General features: G+C 69.7%; 16 protein-coding genes. 12 read left to right on the top strand and 4 right to left on the bottom strand.

What is annotated here, in order from left to right:
• Positions 1–9 precede the first annotated feature (9 nt).
• The 8 genes from FB600_RS31230 (at position 10) to FB600_RS31195 (ending at position 9,205) form a co-directional block, all read left to right on the top strand.
• The gene (locus FB600_RS31230; protein ID WP_145757936.1) at positions 10–1,260 is read left to right on the top strand and encodes an acyl-CoA dehydrogenase family protein; all 1,251 of its coding nucleotides are present in this window, start codon (positions 10–12) and stop codon (positions 1,258–1,260) included.
• Complete coding sequence (locus tag FB600_RS31225; RefSeq protein WP_036036871.1) at positions 1,257–2,333, top strand: phosphotransferase family protein; 1,077 nt, start codon at positions 1,257–1,259, stop codon at positions 2,331–2,333. Before FB600_RS31230 ends, FB600_RS31225 begins: the two co-directional genes overlap by 4 nt.
• A complete protein-coding gene (locus FB600_RS31220; protein WP_103692673.1) occupies positions 2,330–3,019 on the top strand; it encodes a histidine phosphatase family protein in 690 nt (229 codons plus the stop codon). Before FB600_RS31225 ends, FB600_RS31220 begins: the two co-directional genes overlap by 4 nt.
• Before the next feature lie 106 nt (positions 3,020–3,125).
• Positions 3,126–3,896 (top strand): SDR family oxidoreductase, encoded by a 771-nt coding sequence (locus FB600_RS31215; RefSeq protein WP_013690963.1) that lies wholly within the window; start codon positions 3,126–3,128, stop codon positions 3,894–3,896.
• 57 nt (positions 3,897–3,953) lie between these two features.
• Positions 3,954–4,748: an SDR family oxidoreductase gene (locus FB600_RS31210; RefSeq protein WP_096751536.1), complete on the top strand. Its 795-nt coding sequence runs from the start codon at positions 3,954–3,956 to the stop codon at positions 4,746–4,748.
• 118 nt (positions 4,749–4,866) lie between these two features.
• Entirely contained in the window at positions 4,867–5,883 is a 1,017-nt protein-coding gene (locus FB600_RS31205; RefSeq protein ID WP_036055702.1) for an NADP-dependent oxidoreductase, read from the top strand.
• A gap of 592 nt (positions 5,884–6,475) precedes the next feature.
• Entirely contained in the window at positions 6,476–8,590 is a 2,115-nt protein-coding gene (locus FB600_RS31200) for a TonB-dependent receptor (RefSeq protein ID WP_186467891.1), read from the top strand.
• Between the two features lie 186 nt (positions 8,591–8,776).
• Entirely contained in the window at positions 8,777–9,205 is a 429-nt protein-coding gene (locus FB600_RS31195) for a hypothetical protein (protein ID WP_013690959.1), read from the top strand.
• Positions 9,206–9,318: 113 nt separating this feature from the next.
• Here FB600_RS31195 and FB600_RS31190 read toward each other — a convergent pair whose 3' ends face one another.
• The 4 genes from FB600_RS31190 to FB600_RS31175 form a co-directional block, all read right to left on the bottom strand.
• Entirely contained in the window at positions 9,319–10,371 is a 1,053-nt protein-coding gene (locus FB600_RS31190) for an AI-2E family transporter (RefSeq protein WP_013690958.1), read from the bottom strand.
• Positions 10,372–10,596: 225 nt separating this feature from the next.
• Positions 10,597–11,184, bottom strand: a complete 588-nt coding sequence (locus FB600_RS31185; RefSeq protein ID WP_047836378.1) for a YSC84-related protein — start codon at positions 11,182–11,184, stop codon at positions 10,597–10,599.
• Between the two features lie 64 nt (positions 11,185–11,248).
• Positions 11,249–11,632, bottom strand: a complete 384-nt coding sequence (locus tag FB600_RS31180) for a YqjD family protein (RefSeq protein WP_013690956.1) — start codon at positions 11,630–11,632, stop codon at positions 11,249–11,251.
• A gap of 510 nt (positions 11,633–12,142) precedes the next feature.
• Positions 12,143–14,065, bottom strand: a complete 1,923-nt coding sequence (locus FB600_RS31175) for an ExeM/NucH family extracellular endonuclease (RefSeq protein ID WP_145757934.1) — start codon at positions 14,063–14,065, stop codon at positions 12,143–12,145.
• Between the two features lie 176 nt (positions 14,066–14,241).
• Here FB600_RS31175 and rrtA point away from each other — a divergent pair, with 176 nt between their 5' ends.
• The 4 genes from rrtA to FB600_RS31155 all read left to right on the top strand — a co-directional run bounded on the left by rrtA (position 14,242) and on the right by FB600_RS31155 (position 17,383).
• Complete coding sequence (gene rrtA / locus FB600_RS31170; protein ID WP_096751533.1) at positions 14,242–14,904, top strand: rhombosortase; 663 nt, start codon at positions 14,242–14,244, stop codon at positions 14,902–14,904.
• Between the two features lie 75 nt (positions 14,905–14,979).
• Complete coding sequence (locus FB600_RS31165) at positions 14,980–15,333, top strand: YciI family protein (RefSeq protein WP_025100977.1); 354 nt, start codon at positions 14,980–14,982, stop codon at positions 15,331–15,333.
• A gap of 122 nt (positions 15,334–15,455) precedes the next feature.
• Positions 15,456–15,851 carry a YciI family protein gene (locus FB600_RS31160; RefSeq protein ID WP_025100978.1) on the top strand — a complete coding sequence of 132 codons (396 nt, stop codon included), beginning with the start codon at positions 15,456–15,458 and terminating at the stop codon, positions 15,849–15,851.
• A 248-nt stretch (positions 15,852–16,099) separates the two neighbouring features.
• On the top strand, positions 16,100–17,383 hold the full coding sequence (locus tag FB600_RS31155; RefSeq protein ID WP_145757933.1) for an RNA polymerase sigma factor: 1,284 nt from the start codon (positions 16,100–16,102) through the stop codon (positions 17,381–17,383).
• Positions 17,384–18,078: the final 695 nt, after the last annotated feature.

Here is an 18,078-nt window from a genome sequence, read left to right as displayed (position 1 = left end):
AACGATGCCATGGACTTCACGCCGACCGCTCGCAGCCAGGATTTCGCCGATCGACTGAGCCGCTTCATGCGCGACGAGATCGCGCCCGCCGAGGCGCACTATGCCGCCGAACTGACCGGCGGCGCCGACTGGCGGCAATGGCGCCAGCCGCCCGTGATGGAGGCGCTCAAGCAGAAGGCGCGCGCCGCGGGCCTCTGGAACCTGTTCCTGCCCGAGGTCGAGCACGGCGGCGCGGGGCTGTCCAATGCCGAGTACGCGCCGCTCGCCGAGATCATGGGCCACTCCTTCATCGCGCCCGAGGTGTTCAACTGCAACGCGCCCGACACCGGCAACATGGAGGTGCTGGCGCGCTACGGCACGCCCGGGCAGCAGGCGCGCTGGCTCGCGCCGCTGCTGGCCGGCGAGATCCGCTCGGCGTTCTGCATGACCGAGCCCGAGGTGGCCTCGTCGGACGCCACCAACATGCGCGCCACCGCGACGCCCGACGGCGACGAGTTCGTGCTGAACGGCCGCAAGTGGTGGTCGACCGGGATCGGCCATCCGCATGCGCGGGTCGCGATCTTCATGGGCCTGACCGATGCCGGGGCGGAGCCGCATCGCCGCCACACCATGGTGATCTGCCCGCTCGACGCGAAGGGCGTGCGCATCGAGCGCATGCTGCCGGCCTTCCATCATTACGACGAGCCCTCGGGCCACGGCGAGGTGGTGTTCGACCAGGTGCGGGTGCCGGCCGCGAACGTGATCCTCGGCCCCGGACGCGGCTTCGAGATCGCCCAGGGCCGGCTCGGGCCTGGCCGCATCCATCACTGCATGCGCGCGCTGGGCGCCGCCGAACGCGCGCTGGGCCTGCTTTGCGAGCGGGCCGCCTCGCGCACCGCGTTCGGCAAGCCGCTGGCGGCGCTGGGCGGCAATGCCGACATCGTCGCGAACCTGCGCATGGCGATCGACCAGGCGCGCCTGCTGACGCTGAAGGCCGCCTGGACCATCGACACGCAGGGCGTCAAGGCAGCCTTGAGCCTGATCTCGCAGATCAAGGTGGTGGTGCCGGCGGTGGCCCAGCAGGCCGCCGACGCGGCGATCCAGATCCACGGCGGCGCGGGCGTGTCCGACGACGTGCCGCTGACCCACCTGTATGCCTATGCGCGCGTGCTGCGTCTGGCCGACGGGCCCGACGAGGTGCATCGCGGAGTGGTCGCCAAGCTCGAGTTCAAGCGCCAGGCCGGCGAGCAGGCGAGCCGTCGCGCGGGAGCCGCGGCATGAGCGCGCCGATCGACGGCGCCCGCGAGGTGCGCGACGAGGACCGGCTCGACGCGGCAAGGCTCGACGCATTCCTCAAGGCGCAGGTGCCGGGCCTGGCGGGCACGCCCGAGATCCGCCAGTTCCATGGCGGCGCCTCGAACCTGACCTACCTGCTCGGCTATCCCGATCGCGAGCTGGTGCTGCGTCGCCCGCCGGCCGGCGCGAAGGCCGGCTCGGCCCACGACATGCTGCGCGAGGCCGCCGTGATGGCGGCGCTCAAGCCGGCCTATCCCCATGTGCCCGGCATCGTCGCGCGTTGCGACGACGCCTCGCTGATCGGTTCGGAGTTCTACGTGATGGAGCGCCTGGCCGGGGTGATTTTGCGGCGCGACCTGCCGCCCGAGCTCGGGCTCGACGCGGTCGGCACGCGGCGTCTCTGCGAGAGCTTCGTCGAGCGGCTGGTGGAGCTGCACGCGGTGGACGCCTCGGCGCCGGCGATCGCCGCCTTCGGCCGCGGCGAGGGCTACGTGGCGCGGCAGGTGAGCGGCTGGCGCGAGCGCTGGCAGCGCGCGCTGACCGACGGCACCGATCCCGCCGAGGACGTGACGGGCTGGCTGGAGGCGAACCGGCCGGCGCGCGACGGGCGGCTCTGCGTGATCCACAACGACTACCGCTTCGACAACGTGGTGCTCGATCCGCGGGACCCGCTGCGCATCGTCGGCGTGCTCGACTGGGAGATGGCCACGCTCGGCGATCCGCTGATGGACCTGGGCGGCTCGCTCGCCTACTGGGTGCAGGCCGACGACGAGGCGCCGTTCCGCGCGATGCGCCGCCAGCCGACCCACGCGCCCGGCATGATGACGCGCGCCGAGCTGGTGGCGCACTACGGCGAGCGCACCGGCACCGAGATCGGCGGTTTCGCCTTCTACGAGGTGTTCGGCCTGTTCCGGCTGATGGGCATCATCCAGCAGATCTACCGCCGCTACGTGCTCGGCCAGACCACCAACCCGGCCTTCGCGGGCTTCGGCGACGCGGTGCGCTACCTGACGCTGCGCTGCCGCGCGCGCATCGAGGCGGCGGGAGCCGGGCGATGAGCGAGATCTTCCTGATCCGCCACGCGCAGGCCAGCTTCGACGCGGCCGACTACGATTGCCTGTCCTCGCGCGGCGAGGCCCAGGCCGGCAAGCTCGGCGCCTGGATGGCGGCGCGCGGCGGCCGGCCCGGCGCGATCTTCACCGGCACGCTGCGCCGTCACGCGCAGACGGCGACGCTGGCCGCGCGGGCGGCCGGCATCGAGCCGCCGATCCGCGTGCTGCCCGGCCTCGACGAGCTCGATTCCGACGAACTGGTGGCGCGCCTGCGACCCGAGCTGGCCTCGCGCGAGGCGCTGCTGGCCGAGCTGGCCGCCTCGGGCGACCCGCGCCGCGCGTTCCAGGCGCTGTTCTCGGCGGCCGTGGCGCGCTGGACCTCGGGCCAGGCCGACGGCGACTACACGCTCGCCTGGCCGGCCTTCCGCGCCGCGGTGCTGGCGGCCTGGGACACGCTCGCCAAGGAGAGCGCGGAGGAAGTCTGGGTGGTGTCCTCGGGCGGGCCGATCGCCGTGATCGCCACCCTGCTGGCCGGCGCCGACCCGCAACGGAGCTTCGATTTCGCCTGGCCGCTGGTCAATACCAGCGTGTCGCGGATCCGCACCGGCCGGCGCGGCGCCCAGCTCGTCACCTACAACGCGTGGCCGCATCTCGATACCGCCGCCGACGCCGCGCTGGTGACGCATCGCTGATGCCGACGCGATCGTCCCTCGGCTGCATGCCGTGCAACGCGCCGCCGCTTCGTGCGCGCGGCGCGTGCCGCCGCCTTTTCCGTCAATTCCATCGGAACATCCCACGATGACTGCACCCAATCTGTTCGACCTGTCCGGCAAGATCGCCGTCGTCAGCGGCGCGAGCCGCGGCATCGGCGAGGAGGCCGCGCGCCTGCTGGCCGCCTTCGGCGCGCACGTGATCGTCGCCAGCCGCCGTATCGACGACTGCCGGCGCGTGGCCGAGGCGATCGTCGCCGACGGCGGCTCGGCCGAGGCCGCCGCCTGCCATATCGGCGAACTCGAGCAGATCGAGGCGCTCTACGCCGCGATCGACGCGAAGCATGGCCGGCTCGACGTGCTGGTCAACAACGCGGCCGCCAATCCCTATTACGGCCCGATCGTCGACACCGGCGTCGATGCGTTCCAGAAGACCGTCGACGTCAATATCCGCGGCTACTTCTTCATGTCCTCGCACGGCGCGCGCCGGATGGCGGCAAATGGCGGCGGGGCGATCGTCAACGTGGCCTCGGTCAACGGCGTGATTCCCGGCGACAAGCAGGGCATCTATTCGATCACCAAGGCCGCGGTGATCTCGATGACCAAGGCCTTCGCGATCGAATGCGCGGCCGACGGCGTGCGCTGCAACGCGCTGCTGCCGGGCCTGACCGACACCAGGTTCGCCTCGGCGCTGACCAAGAACCCGGCCGTGCTCGAGCAGGTGCTGGCCCACGTGCCGATGCGCCGCGTCGCGGCGCCCTCCGAGATGGCCGGCGCGATCCTGTTCCTGGCCTCGGGCGCGTCGAGCTACACCACCGGCGCGGTGCTCAACGTGGACGGCGGATATCTGTCGGTATAGTGGCGACGCGCGGCGCGAGGGCGCCGCATGCGGACAACAGCAAGGAGGAGAGAACCCATGACGACGATCGGAACCCCGCGGCTGGCGGGCAAGTGCGCCTGGATCACCGGCGCGACGGGAGGGCTGGGACGCGCGATTGCGACGCGCATGGCCGAGCACGGCGCGAAGCTGTTCCTGACCGACGTGGCCGCGCAGCGTGAGGCGCTCGAGGCGCTGGCCGCGCAGCTCAACGAGGCGGCCGGCGCGCGCGTGGCCTGGTCGGCCGAGCAGGACGTGCGCGACGACGCGCGCTGGCAGGCGCTGGCCGCCGAGGCCAACGGCGCGATGGGCGCGCTGTCGGTGCTGGTCAACAATGCCGGGATCGGCTCGCTCGGCACGGTCGAGCAGATCGAGCAGAAGGAATGGCGCCGCGTGATGGACGTCAACGTCGAGAGTATCGTGCTGGGCGTGCGCCATGCGCTGCCGTTCCTGCGCGACAGTCAGCCGGCCTCGATCATCAACGTGTCCTCGGTGGCAGCCTTCAAGCACGAGCCCGAGTACACCGCCTACAACGCCTCGAAGGCGGCGGTGGCCTCGCTGACCAAGTCGATCGCGGTCGACTGCGCGCGCAGGCAGACCGGCGTGCGCTGCAATTCGCTGCATCCCTCGTTCATCCGCACCGGCATCGTCGAGCCCTTCTTCGCGCAGCTCGGCGAGAGCGCGGCCACCCGCAAGCTGGTGCGCGGCGTGCCGATGGGCCGCCTAGGCGAGCCCGACGACGTCGCCTACGCGGCGATCTACCTGGCTTCGGACGAGAGCCGCTACGTGACCGGCGCCGAGCTGGTGATCGACGGCGGCCTGTGCGCGATGTAAGCGGCGGCGCGCCTGCGTAGCGTGCATCGCCCGCATCGCGCGCCGCCATCCAATCCACCCGCTGCCCGGCGCGTTCGCGCCGGGCGCCGCAGTCGAACAGTCAAGCCGAGGAGGCACGATGTCCGCAACCCTCAACCGCCAGTTGCGCCTGAAGGCGCGCCCCGAAGGGCGCGTCGGCGCCGAACACTTCTCGCTCGTCGAAGCGCCGCTGCCCGAACTGGGCGAGGGCGAGGTGCTGGTGCGCGTGCTCTACCTGTCGATGGACCCGACCAACCGGGTCTGGATGAGCGACATCCCGCAGTACCTGCCGCCGGTGGCGATCGGCGAGACCATGCGCGCGCTCGGCCTCGGCCGGGTGGTCGCCTCGCGCGCCGACAAGTTCGCGGTCGGCGACCTGGTGCAGGGGCTGGTGGGCTGGCAGGACTATGCCCACGTGCTCGCCGACGAGGTGCCCAGGCTGACCCGGCTGCCCGAGGTGGGCCTGCCGCTGCCGACCCTGCTCGGCGCCTGCGGCATGAGCGGCCTGACCGCCTATTACGGACTGACCGACATCGCGCCGGTGCAGCCGGGCGAGACCCTGGTGGTGTCGGCGGCGGCCGGCTCGGTGGGCTCGATCGCGGGGCAGATCGGCAAGATCCAGGGCGCGCGCGTGGTCGGCATCGCCGGCGGCCCGCAGAAGTGCCGCTACCTGACCGAGACGCTCGGCTTCGACGCCGCGGTCGACTACAAGGCGCCCGACTTCAAGGCCGCGCTGAAGGCCGCCACGCCCGACGGCGTGCACGTGAACTTCGAGAACGTGGGCGGCGAGGTGATGCGCGCCGTGCTCTCGCGCATGGTGATCGGCGGGCGCGTGGCGCTGTGCGGCGTGATCTCGAACTACAACAACAACGGCCGCGCCGGCGACGATTTCGGCACGGTGATCTCCAAGCGCCTGAGCATGCGCGGCTTCCTGATCCTCGACTACCGCAAGAACCGCGAGGCCGTGCAGCAACTGGCCGCCTGGTTGAGCGAGGGGCGCATCAAGGCCGAGGAGACCGTCGCCGAGGGGCTGGAGAACGCGCCCGAGGTGCTCAATCGCCTGTTCGACGGCAGCCATGTCGGCAAGCTCGTGCTGCGTGTGGCCGAGGACGCCTGAGGGCCGCGTCGCCAAGAGGCAAAAAGAAGGCAAAAAAAAGCCACGGATTGCTCCGTGGCTTGCAATTCCCAGTCAAGAGGGGGGTATGACTGGAGGTCTGGCCGCCTCTGATCACCGTGTACCGGGGTGGCCGGAAGATGATCACGAGACAGACTTCATTCTTCTGCTGCGCCGCCGTAGAGTCAATTTCGCGCGATTAAGCGTGATTAACGAGGCTTACGGAGTCTTGCGCCCGAGCGGCGCGTTTGCATCCCTCGACCTTCCTTCCCGATCCCTCACCGCCCGCGGCGCCTGATCCGCGCGGCCGCGCCGCGCCGGCCGCGGCCGTGTTACGCGTGCTCGCCCGGGCATTTTCCTCGATGACGAAATCTATTCATGAATCTTTCGAAGTCCGTGCTTGTTGTTACATTCTGAAATGATATAACATATCCTAGTGCTGCTTCTTCCGACCCCGAGCTCCTCTCTCTCGGCCCGGTCGCGTGGATGACGTCGAATCGATACGGCGAACCACGGATTCGCGATGATACGTTATAACGTCGCGCGAATCAGCCGGCGGCGCATTCCGGCTCATTTCACGACAACCACCTTCATCATGCGCGACTCCGCCCGTTTTCGACCCCTGTCCGCCGCGCGCGGGCTGCCTCCCCTGACTCTGATGTTCGTCGCCAGCCTGGCCTATGCGCAGTCGGCGGCCAACGGCGTGACGGGCGTGCCTGCCGCGGCGCCCGCCATCGCCACGCCCACCCCGACGCTGGCGCCGGTGTTCGTCACGGCGAACCCGATCGGCGACACCGAGCTGATCTCGCCGACCGCCTCGATCGGCGGCGACGCGCTGGCGCTGCGCCGCGCCGATTCGCTGGGTGCCACGCTCGACGGGTTGCCGGGCGTGTCGACCACCACCTACGGGCCGATGGTGGGCCGCCCGATCATCCGCGGCATGGACGGCGACCGGATCCGGCTGCTGCAGAACGGCGTGGCCGCCTTCGACGCCTCCTCGCTGTCCTACGACCACGCGGTGCCGCAGGACCCGCTGACGGTCGAGCGCGTCGAGATCGTGCGCGGGCCGGCGGCGCTGCTCTATGGCGGCAATGCGATCGGCGGGGTGGTCAACACCATCGACAACCGGATTCCGCGCGAGGCGATCAAGGGCGTGTCGGGCGCGGTCGACGCGAGCTACGGCGGCGCCAACGACGCGCGTGCCGGCGCCGCGCTGGTGGAGGGCGGCAATGGCCGTTTCGCGTTCCACGTCGATGCCTTCGATCGCGAGACCAGCAAGCTGCGGATCCCGGGCTTCGCGCATTCGGACCGCCAGCGCGCGCTCGACGGTCCCGACGCGAGCGAAGCCTCGGGCAGCATCCCCAACAGCGACGGCCGTTCGCACGGCGGCGCGGTCGGCGGCGCCTACACCTGGGCCGACGGCTACGCGGGCCTGTCGTACAGCGGCTTCGAATCGAACTACGGCTCGGTGGCCGAGAGCGACGTGCGGCTGCGCATGCGCCAGCAGCACCTGGCGGCCTCGTCCGAGATCCGCAACCTGTCCGGCCCGATCTCGCAGCTCAAGTTCGACTTCGGTTATACGGACTACGAACACAAGGAAATCGACAACGGCGAGACCAGCACCACCTTCCGCAACCACGGCTACGAGGCGCGCATCGAGGCGCGCCATCGCAAGATCGGGCCGTTCGAGGGCGCATTCGGCATCCAGGTCTCGCAGAACACCTTCTCGGCACTCGGCGACGAGGCCCTGGTGCCGACCACCCAGACCACCAACGTGGCGCTGTTCGGTCTCGAGGAATGGCAGGCCACCCAGGCGCTGAAGTTCAGCCTCGGCGGGCGCATCGAGCACGTCAAGCTCGATCCGACGCCGGCCGGCAACGAGCGCTTCGCCGGCGCGAGCGGCCACGGCTTCAATACCGGCAGCGTCTCGTTCGGCACGCTCTACAAGCTGAACCCGGTGTGGTCGCTGGCCGGCAGCGTGTCTTACACCGAACGCGCGCCGACCTTCTACGAGCTCTACGCGAACGGCCCGCACGACGCGACCGGCCAGTACCTGATCGGCGCGCCCGGCGCGCAGAAGGAGAAGGCGGTCTCGACCGACCTGTCGCTGCGCTACGCGGCCGGTCCGAACAAGGGCAGCATCGGCGTGTTCTACACGCGCTTCTCGAACTACCTGACCGAGTTCAACACCGGGCGCCTGGTCGACGACGACGGCGAGGTGGTCGCGCCCGGCACCGACGACGCGCTCAAGGAAGCCGTCTACCGCGGCGTGCGCGCCGAGTTCTACGGGCTCGAATGGGAAGGCAAGTGGCGCGCCTTCGAGAAGGGCGCGCATCGTCTGGACATCGAACTGACGGGCGACTACACGCATGCGCGCAACGCCGAGACGGGCGAGCCGCTGCCGCGGATCTCGCCGCTGCGCGCTTCGCTGGCGGCCGACTACGGCTACGGGCCGTTCGGCGCGCGCGCGCAGCTCACCCACGCCTGGGCCCAGCATCGCGTGCCCGACAACGACCTGCCCACCGACAGCTACACTTCGCTGGGCCTGGTGCTGAGCTATCGCTTCCATGTCGGCTCGACCCATTGGCTGGCCTACGTGCGCGGCGACAACCTCACCAACCAGGAGATCCGCTACGCCAGCTCGGTGGTGCGGGATATCGCGCCGGAAGGCGGGCGCAGCGTGATGGTGGGCCTGCGCACCACCTTCTGATCCCGGCCCGCGCGTCGAGGAAGGGCTCGAGCCCGCTTTGGCGGGCGCCCGGACTTAGGTAAGATGGCAGCCGCCGAAGACGTACCGAAGGCGGATCGCGGCAGCGCATGTCGCGCACGCGGTGGTTTCACCGCGCGCGCCACGTGCCTGGCCGTTCCACAGGGCCTCTTATTCCGGGATAAAAACATGAAGACACGAGACGCGTTGCGCGCGGGCGTGGCCGCGCTGCTGCTGGGCGGCGCCACGGCGGTGCTGGCCGCGCCGCTCTGCCAGACGCAGACGCAGGGCAGCCACAAATCCAAGCTCTGCATCGAGCAGACGCCCTTCAAGCATGACTACTACACGCTGTGGGTCGACGACGCGCCGGTGTTCATGCTGCCCGACGACTACGTCGAGAACGTCTCGCTCACCCACACGGTGCCCGAGGACGACAGCAACGAATTCCCGCTCTCGAGGCAGGGCATGCGAACCGTGACGATCACCGGCGGCTGCCACCCGCTGACGGAGACGCAGGGCAAGGGCGGCGAGGCGGTCAGCGTCGAGACCGGGCGCGTGTGCTCCTTCGTATGGGGGCAGCAGGCGGTGGTCAAGGACATGCAGTTCAAGTTCGACTAGATCGACTGGTTCGACCGGGCGCCGGCGCGACGGCGCAAAAGACCAAGGGCACGCGGATCCGATCCGCGTGCCCTTGTCGTTTCCGGCCCCGTGGCTGGGCGTGCGCGGCCGGCTCAGCCGTTCTGGTCGGCGCGCGCGAAGATGTCCCAGCTCGCCATGAACAGCGCGGCCACCAGCGGCCCGATCACGAAGCCGTTGATGCCGAACAGCGCCATGCCGCCGAGCGTGGAGATCAGCACCACCCAGTCGGGCATCTTGGTGTCCTTGCCGACCAGGATCGGGCGCAGCAGGTTGTCGACCAGACCGATCACGCCGACGCAGAAGGCCACCAGGATCACGCACTTCCAGATCTGCCCGGTGACCGCGAAGTAGACCGCGGCCGGCGCCCACACCAGCCCCGCGCCGATCGCCGGCAGCAGCGACAGGAAGGCCATCAGCGCGCCCCACAGCAGCACGCCCTCGATGCCGAGGATCCAGAAGATCAGGCCGCCCAGCGCGCCCTGCACGATCGCCACCGCGATGTTGCCCTTCACCGTGGCGCGCACCACGGTCGTGAACTTGGTCAGCAGCAACTGCTTGTGGTCCTCGTCGAGCGGCAGCGCGCGTCGCACGCGCCGGCCGATCTCGCCGCCGTCGCGCAGCAGGAAGAACACGAGGTAGAGCATGATGCCGAAGCTGACGATGAACTGGAAGGTGTTCTGGCCGATGCTGAATGCCTGCGCGGCGACGAACTGGCTGATCGCGGCCGCGCCGTCGGTCAGCTTCTTCTGGATCCCGGCGATGTCGGTCAGCCCGTAGCTGTGCAGGATGCGCTGCAGCGAGGCGGGCAGCGCGTGGACGATCTCCTGGAGCCAGCCCGTCATGTTCGGCTGCGCGGCCTTGATCTGCTGGTAGGCGAAGGCGATCTCCTGCACCAGGGTGCCGGCCACGAAGCTCAGCGGCAGGATCACGATCAGCACGATCAGCGAGAGCGTGACCAGCGCGGCGAGATTGCGGCGCTTGCCGAAATGCGCGGCGAACCAGCGTTGCACGGGCTGGAACAGGATCGCCAGGATCGTGCCCCAGAAGATCGCGCCGAAGAAGGGCAGGAGAATCCAGCAGAAGCCGATCGTGACGATCGCCAGCAGCAGGTGGAAGAATTTTTGGTGGTCTTTGCCGCTTTCCATGTGGTCGCTCGGACGGCCCGGGTTGGGCGAAGGCGCCTGCGCGCCTTCGCTGCTAGGTTTCGAATTCCCGCGAGTATGCCTGCAAGCGCGGCGTCCGGGTAGCGCGGCGAGATGCGCCACGGCCGGGCGGCGGTTGCCGCCCGGCCGTGGCACGCGGGAAAAAAACGCCGCGGAGCCAGTCCGCGGCGCGGGTCAGGCAGGCGCGCCGCGAACGGCGCCTTGCCCTTACGGGTTGATGCGCGTGACCTTGGTGCCGTTTACCGACAGGTCGCCCATCAGGCCGGCGTTGGTCAGCACGATCGCCTCGATCGGCGACTGCACCGTGTTCGAGTCGACCGCGCCGTTCGCGCCGATCTTCACGACCGCCACCGAGGCGTCGGCGCCGGCCGACCAGCCGTCCGTGCTGCGGAACTTGTCGAGCGCCTCCTGCGTCATGAACAGGAAGATCACCGCCTTCGACTGCGCGCCCGCCTGCAGGCCGACCGACAGCGACGAGGTGTTGTAGTAGCCCACCGTGCTGCCGCCCACGCGCAGCGCGCCGTTGCCCGACTGGGCGCCGAGGATGAAGCCGGCTTGCAGCACGCTCGGGAACACCAGCACGCCGCGCGATTTCGCGACCAGCTCACGCGAGCCCGGCACCGTCGTGTACAGGCGCGAGAGCGTCGCGTCGACGCTCGAATTGATGGCCTGGCGCTTCGACGCATTGGCCGCGGCGCTTTGCGGTTCGTTCGGCGGGGTGGTGGTGCAGCCGGCCAGGGCGAGACCACCGATCACGACGGCGGCGGCGGCTTTCATCACAAGTGCTTGACGCATGGTTTGTTCTCCCTCGTTGAAGGTTGGATTTTTACGTGTTGGCCAAAGGGGGCGGAGTGCCGGATCAACGGCGCGCGAGCAGCAGGCCCGCGACGAAGGCGAGGCCGGCGACCACGCCGGCGGTCTGCCACGGATTCTCGTGGACCGCCTGCGAGACGCGGTCGGCCTGCGCACGCAGGCGATAGAGCGCATCGTCGGTGGCGTCGTCGAGCGTGCCGCGCACTTCGGCGAGGCGGCCGTGCAGGCGCTTGCGCAGCGATTCGACGTCGGCGTCTTCCTTCTTCAACAGATCTTCGAGTTCCTCGACCAGCGAGCGGACGTCGTCCTTGACGTCGGCATTGAGGTTGTGGGCGTTGTGGCGTGCATCGCGCGCCACACGGCGGCCGGTGCGGCGCAGCTCCGTGAAACCCCGGTCGAGTTTGTCTTCGATGCTGTTCGTGAGTGCCATGATGGTCGTTCTCCTTACGATCGAGAAAAGGGTCGATGGTGCGAGACACTGCTCGGGTGTGATTCGCATTCTCCCCTCGAGTTTCGCAACTCGCGTGCCATGTCGCGCTCCCTGATGGAAAAGTCCTTTCGCGACAGGGGCTTGCGAAAATGAAACAAATTTTCGTGGCGCTTTCGACGGAAGCTTCCAGAGCGGTAGATTTTTCCGTTCGTCGGGCGGCGGGACCCGGCAGGAAAGGCCGGTCGACAACGGGCGCGCGAGTTGCGAGATCCCCGCCGGGCGTTGTCGGGCCTGATCGCGACGCCATCGAGGCGTGATCGGCGACAGCCGCCCGGCGCGCCTCGCGTGGCGCGTGCCGGGCCCCGTCCCGGCCGGATTTGACGGAATTTCACATTTGCCGCGAAATCGTGGGCCGATGGTGCTTTTTTGCACGAAGAAACTGGCGGGTTTGTAGTTTTTTCCCGTGCCGGGCGAGCCGCTGGCCCGGCATTCCTTCGCGGTTGCGGCGACTCAGGCGCGGTGCGGCCTGGCTCGCCAGGCGAGCGCCGCCCCCGCGCCGAGCGCGAGCAGCAGCCACGGATCGGCGCCGCCGCCGCCGCTGCTGCCCGGCGCGGCACCGGGGCCCGCCGCGCTGTCGTCGACGGCCATCGCCAGGTCGACCACCACCGGATCATGGTCCGAGGAGCGATAGGCATCGGGCGCATAGAAGCTGTTCTGCTGCTCGGCGCTCTTGTAGGCCAGCGTGTACTGCAGCACCACCGGCTCGTCGGCATTGATGTGCCATTCGTGCACGGCCTTCACGCGCGGCAGCAGCGAGGCCGAGGCCAGCGCGTGGTCGAGATAGCCGGTCTCACCGCCGAACACGTAGCTGTAGGCGCCCGCGCCGATGAAGCGTGCAGCCAGGTTCGCGTAGCCGCGCGCCTCGAACAGCGCGATCGGATCTTCCTTCGCGTAGCTGTTCATGTCGCCGATCAGCAGCACGCCGGCGCCGTCCACGCCGGTCGGATTGCCGGCCAGCCAGTCGGCAACCAGGCCGGCGGCGCGCACGCGCGTCGGGTTCCAGCAGCTCTGGCCGTCGCCCTGGTCGGCATCGCCGCCGCTCGCGTCGGTGCAGCCCTTCGACTTCAGGTGGTTGACCACCACCGTCACCGCGCGCGCGCCGCCGATGCGGCGGAAAGTCTGCGCGAGCGGCTGGCGGTTCTTGTTGTCGATCGCGAGCGTGGCCGGCTTGCCGATCGGCTCGACCGAGCGGCTGTTGTAGAGCAGGGCGACCTTGATCGCGTCGCCGCCGAGCCTCTCCGTGCCCGGATCCACCACGCGCCAGCCGTCGCCGAGCCGGGCCGCGAGCTGGTGCACCGCGCTCAGTTCGCCGTAGCCGTTGTTGGCGATTTCCATCAGGCCGATCACGTCGGCCTGCAAGGCCGTGATGGCCTTGACGATCTTCGCTTCCTGGCGCTGGAACTCCTTGTAGGTGGGCGCGCCGCGATTGTCGGGCGCGTCGAAGCCGCCGCCCTTGCCGTCGCCGTTGAAGTAGTTGAGGACGTTGAACGAGGCGACCCGCAGGTCGGCCTGCGCATGGCGCGCCGGCGCCTCGCCGCGCGGATTGGCGCTCGCGTCGAAGTTCGGCACGGCCGCGCCGGGCACGGGTTGCAGCCGCCAGGCGTCGTAGCGCTTCTCCATCACGCCCTCGACGTTCTCCACCGTGTAACCGACCCGCAGGGTGTTCGCGGCCGACAGGCCCGGCGCCGGGTAGGGCACCGCCAGCGGATTCTGCTTGTTCGAGCCGTCGTCGAGGATCAGCCGGTTGCGTGCGTTGGCGGCGGCCTGTGCCTTCGCTTCGACCGGCGCGGCGACGTTGGTGGGCACCGGCAGGCGCCCGTTCGAGAGCAGCACGCTGCCGTAGCGGCCCAGCTCGTAGACCTCGCTGACGGTCAGCTTCTGCGGCACCCGCACCAGCATGCCCTCGACGGCGGCGAACGCGGCCGGATCGGCGACCGGCAGCGTCAGGGTGGCCGGCGTGACGCTCTGGCCGCTCGCGCAGACGGCGATCGCGCCGGCGAGGGTGAGCTGCGTCTGGCCGTACTTCTCCTCGACCTTGCCGCTCAGGTGGACCATGTCGCCGGCCTTGGCGCGCAGCTTCGGCGCGTAGACGAACAGGCCTTCGGACACGCCGGGCTGGTGGACGCGCCGGCTGTCGTCCTGCTGGACGAAGAAGCCGCCGAAGCCGTCGGTGCCGCCGAAATCGGCGGTGACCACGGCCTCGATCGACACCGTCTGCCCGTTGAGCGGCGAGGGCGTGCCGCTGCCCTGGATCTCGGCGATCGGCGTGGCGGCGTCGCCGCAGGCGGCGCTGACCACGGCGGCCCGGGCCGGCAGGGTGGCCAGCGCGGCGCACAGCGACACGAGAAGGAAACGAGGAATGGCTAGTGTCATGGGATTTTTATGGTTATGAAAGGAATCGGCGAGATTACGTTTGCATGGTGACAGTGAAATGTAATGATTCGCGGGACGCCGCGAAACCTGGCCATTCGGCCAGGATGTGCCCGAGGTTTGGCGCCGGTACGCTTGGGGCCTGGGCTGGATCGTCGGTCGAGGCAAGGGAGGCGGGCATGGAGGGGCTGGAAGCGGTGGCGGGGCGCGCGTCGCCGGTCGTGCCGGGTGCCGGGCGCGAGGCGCTGGCCGGCTGGAGCGGCTGGCTCGTGGCCGGACTGGCGATCGCCTTGCTGCAGGCGCTGCCGCCGGCCTGGCGCGAGGCGCTCGCCTTCGATCGCGCCGCGCTGCGCGGCGGCGAGCTCTGGCGGCTCGTCACGGGCCATTTCGTGCATCTGGGCTGGCGGCATGCGGCGCTGAACCTGGCCTGCCTGGCGGCCTGCATGCCCTTGATGGCGCATCGCCGGCGCGCGCTGCCGACCCTGGCCGGGCTGGCAGCCTCGAGCGGCCTGTTGCTGTGGGCCGGCGCGCCCGGCGTCGCGCACTACGTGGGCCTGTCGGGCGTGATCTATGCGCTGGCCGTGCTGGGGCTGGCGCCGCTCGCGCGCCGGGGCTGGCCGGCGCGGCTGTTGCTGCTCGCCGTGCTGGCCAGGGTCGGCTGGCAGGCCGTCGTCGGCTCACCCGCGGCCGAAGCCGCCTGGCTGGGCGGGCCGGTGCGGGTCGAGGGGCATCTGGCCGGCATCGCGGCCGCCTGCCTGTGGCTGGCCGGCGCAGCGGCCTGGCGCATCGCTCGCGAGTGGGCCGGCCCTGATGGACGCTCGCCGCACGCGCGCCCAGAATAGGCGGCTCGGGCCCGGCGCCGCGCTCATTCGCATTGCCGCGCTGCTTCGTCCACCGTTCGATCACCGGAGAAGATCATGGCTTTTATGCTTCTGATTGCCGAACCCGTCGGCCAGCGCGCGCAGCGCACGCAGGAGGAGGGCCGCGCGCTGTACGAGCGGATGCTGCGTTTCGCCGGCGAACTGGAATCGCGCGGCGTGCTGCGCGCGGCCGAATCGCTGGTGTCGGAGGACAAGGGCACGCGCGTGCAGGTCCGCAACGGCGAGGCGCGGGTGGTCGACGGGCCGTTCGCCGAGGCCAAGGAAATGATCGGCGGCTTCTTCCTGCTCGACGTGGCGACCGAAGGCGAGGCGGTGGCGATCGCCAAGACCTGCCCGGCGGCCGAATGGTGCACGGTGGAGGTTCGCGAGCTCGGCCCCTGTTTCCTGTAGCGGCAGTGGCACGCTCGTGGTTTTCCCGAGGCGATGTCGAAATCGTGCCGGCTCGTGCGTCGTAGCGACAGGAGCCCGCCAGACGGCGCGGCACCGATCCACGACCAACGGAGGACGAAGCGATGCGATTCATGATCATGGTGCGGGCGACCCGCGCGAGCGAGGCCGGCATGCGGCCCGGCCAGGCGCTGATGGAGGCGATGGAGGTCTTTCACGTGGAGCTCGCGAAGGCGGGCGTGCTGCTCGACGCGGCCGGGTTGCGGCCCAGCGACGAAGGCTGGCGCGTCGAGCATTCGGGCGGGCGGCGCACCGTGTTGGACGGGCCGTTCGCCGAGACCAAGGAGCTGATCGCCGGCTACACGATGATCCAGGTGCGCTCGCGCGAGGAGGCGCTCGAATGGTCGCGGCGCTTTCCCTCGCCGTTCGGCGAGGACGACGGCACGATCGAGGTGAGGCAGTTGTTCGAGCCCGAGGACTTCGAGCCGGGCGGCTACTTCGATCGCAAGGCACGCGCCTGAGGCAAGGGCCCGGTCGCGGCGCGACACGGCCGGCCTCCGGGTAGGTGTCCAGGCGGCCGGCGCGCCGGGCCGGGCGCGAGACGAGTACGACGCATCCTGCGCATGCCGGCGTCGATCGCAAGAACCAACGGCGCATTCATTCGGAGTGCATACCGGGCACGGCCGCGCTTGGCCGATGCCCCCGAGGAGACAGCCATGCAGCAGCGCATCGACAACCGGCCGCCGGCCCGCGCGAGCGGAGCCGCGGCGTGACGGGCGCCGCGGCCTCGCGCGCGATCGAAGCCGTGTGGCGGATCGAATCGGCCAGGATCGTCGCCTACCTGACGCGCATGCTGCGCGACGTCGGCGCGGCCGAGGAGGTCGCGCAGGACGCGCTGGTGGCCGCGCTCGAGCACTGGCCGCGCGAAGGCGTGCCCGATAATCCCGCCGCCTGGCTGATGACGGCCGCCAAGCGCCGCGCGCTCGACCGGCTGCGCCAGGACACGCGCCACACGCGCAAGCAGGAGCAGCTCGGCCATGAACTCGACGCGCTCGGCAGTTGGGTCGCGCCCGACGTGGCCGAGACGCTGGAGGCCGCGCGCGAGGACGATATCGGCGACGACCTGCTGCGGCTGGTGTTCATCGCCTGCCACCCGGTGCTGTCGAGGGACGCGCGGGTCGCGCTGACGCTGAAGCTGCTCGGCGGCCTGTCGACCGACGAGATCGCGCGCGCCTTCCTGACGCCCGAGCCGACCATCGCGCAGCGGATCGTGCGCGCCAAGCGCACGCTCGCCTCCGCTCGGGTGCCGTTCGAGGTGCCGCGCGACGACGAGCGCACGGCTCGGCTCGGCTCGGTGCTGGAGGTGATCTACCTGATCTTCAACGAAGGTTATTCGGCCACCGCCGGCGACGACTGGACCCGCCCGGCCCTGACCGACGAGGCACTGCGCGTGGGCCGCGTGCTGGCCGAACTGACGCCGGGCGACAGCGAGGTCCATGGGCTGGTGGCGTTGATGGAACTGCAGGCCTCGCGCATGCATGCACGCATCGATGCGGCTGGCCGTCCGGTGCTGCTGCTCGACCAGGACCGCGGCCGCTGGGACCGGCTGTTGATCCGGCGCGGGCTGGCCGCGCTCGAGCGCGCGCGTGCGTTGGGCGGCGCGCGCCGTCCCTATGCGCTGCAGGCCGCGCTGGCCGCCTGTCACGCGCAGGCGCGGACGGCTGACGATACAGACTGGTCTCGTATCGTCGCGCTCTACGACGCGTTGGCCGAGGTAACGCCCTCGCCGGTAGTCGCGCTCAATCGCGCGGTGGCGGTCGGCATGGCCGCGGGCCCGGCGGCCGGGCTGGCGCTGGTCGATGCGCTGGCCGGGGATCCCGCGCTGGCGCGTTATCCCTGGCTGCCGGGCGTGCGTGCCGACCTGCTGGCACGGCTCGAACGTCACGACGAGGCGCGTGCCGAATGGCTGCGCGCAGCAGACCTGACGCGCAATGCGCGCGAGCGCGAACTGCTGCTCGCGCGCGCGGCCGCGCTGCCCGTCACGCGGCGCTGAGCGCGGGGCGGGGCTGTCCGCTGCGACGGCCCGCTCCTCTTCGACGACTGGCATGCGCCGCGTGTCGTCCACGCTTGCCCGGATGGAATGCGGCACGCGCATCGGTCGCCCCCGATCCACTTCGATCGGCTCTCTGTTGCGCATCACCGACAGTCGCCCTGTCGCGACACAGGGATCGCATCGGCATGCACATCCAGCGTGAGCATCCGCTGCAAGGGCAAGACAACGCCCTGCCAGCGCCGGGTGTGTTTATTGCGTCCGTTCGAATGCATCCCGCCCTTCGCTGCACTGCGACGAACAAGCCATGGGCCTATCCATTGCCTCGACGCGGCGTAATTGCTGTATCCGCACAATTGAACACGGCACGGCTTAATTCAATCGAGTCTCGATTTGTCTCATTCCCCGATTGTTTCAATTGAAAAATTTGAGGTGCCTATTGTTCGAATCGCGGAGATCATGCGATCGTTTTTCCTGTCGAATTCTTAAAATTCGTTCCGACGGCAATTGTCAATTTGCCGTGCTTTGTTGTAGCCTTTTTGTCATGCAAAAGAACTAACCCGATCAATCGAGACGCACGTTTTATTCCTGAGGGGGAATACGGCCATGCCGAGCTGATCCGCTGAGACGTTGCGTTGATGTACTGAATTTTCCCAGTTGTTTCATGTGCTTGGCGCTGCGCATAAACGCGGCGGGGC

This window comes from Burkholderia sp. SJZ089, assembly GCF_007828315.1.
GTDB lineage: Bacteria > Pseudomonadota > Gammaproteobacteria > Burkholderiales > Burkholderiaceae > Burkholderia > Burkholderia gladioli.
This window is presented reverse-complemented; position numbering and strand designations above follow the sequence as displayed.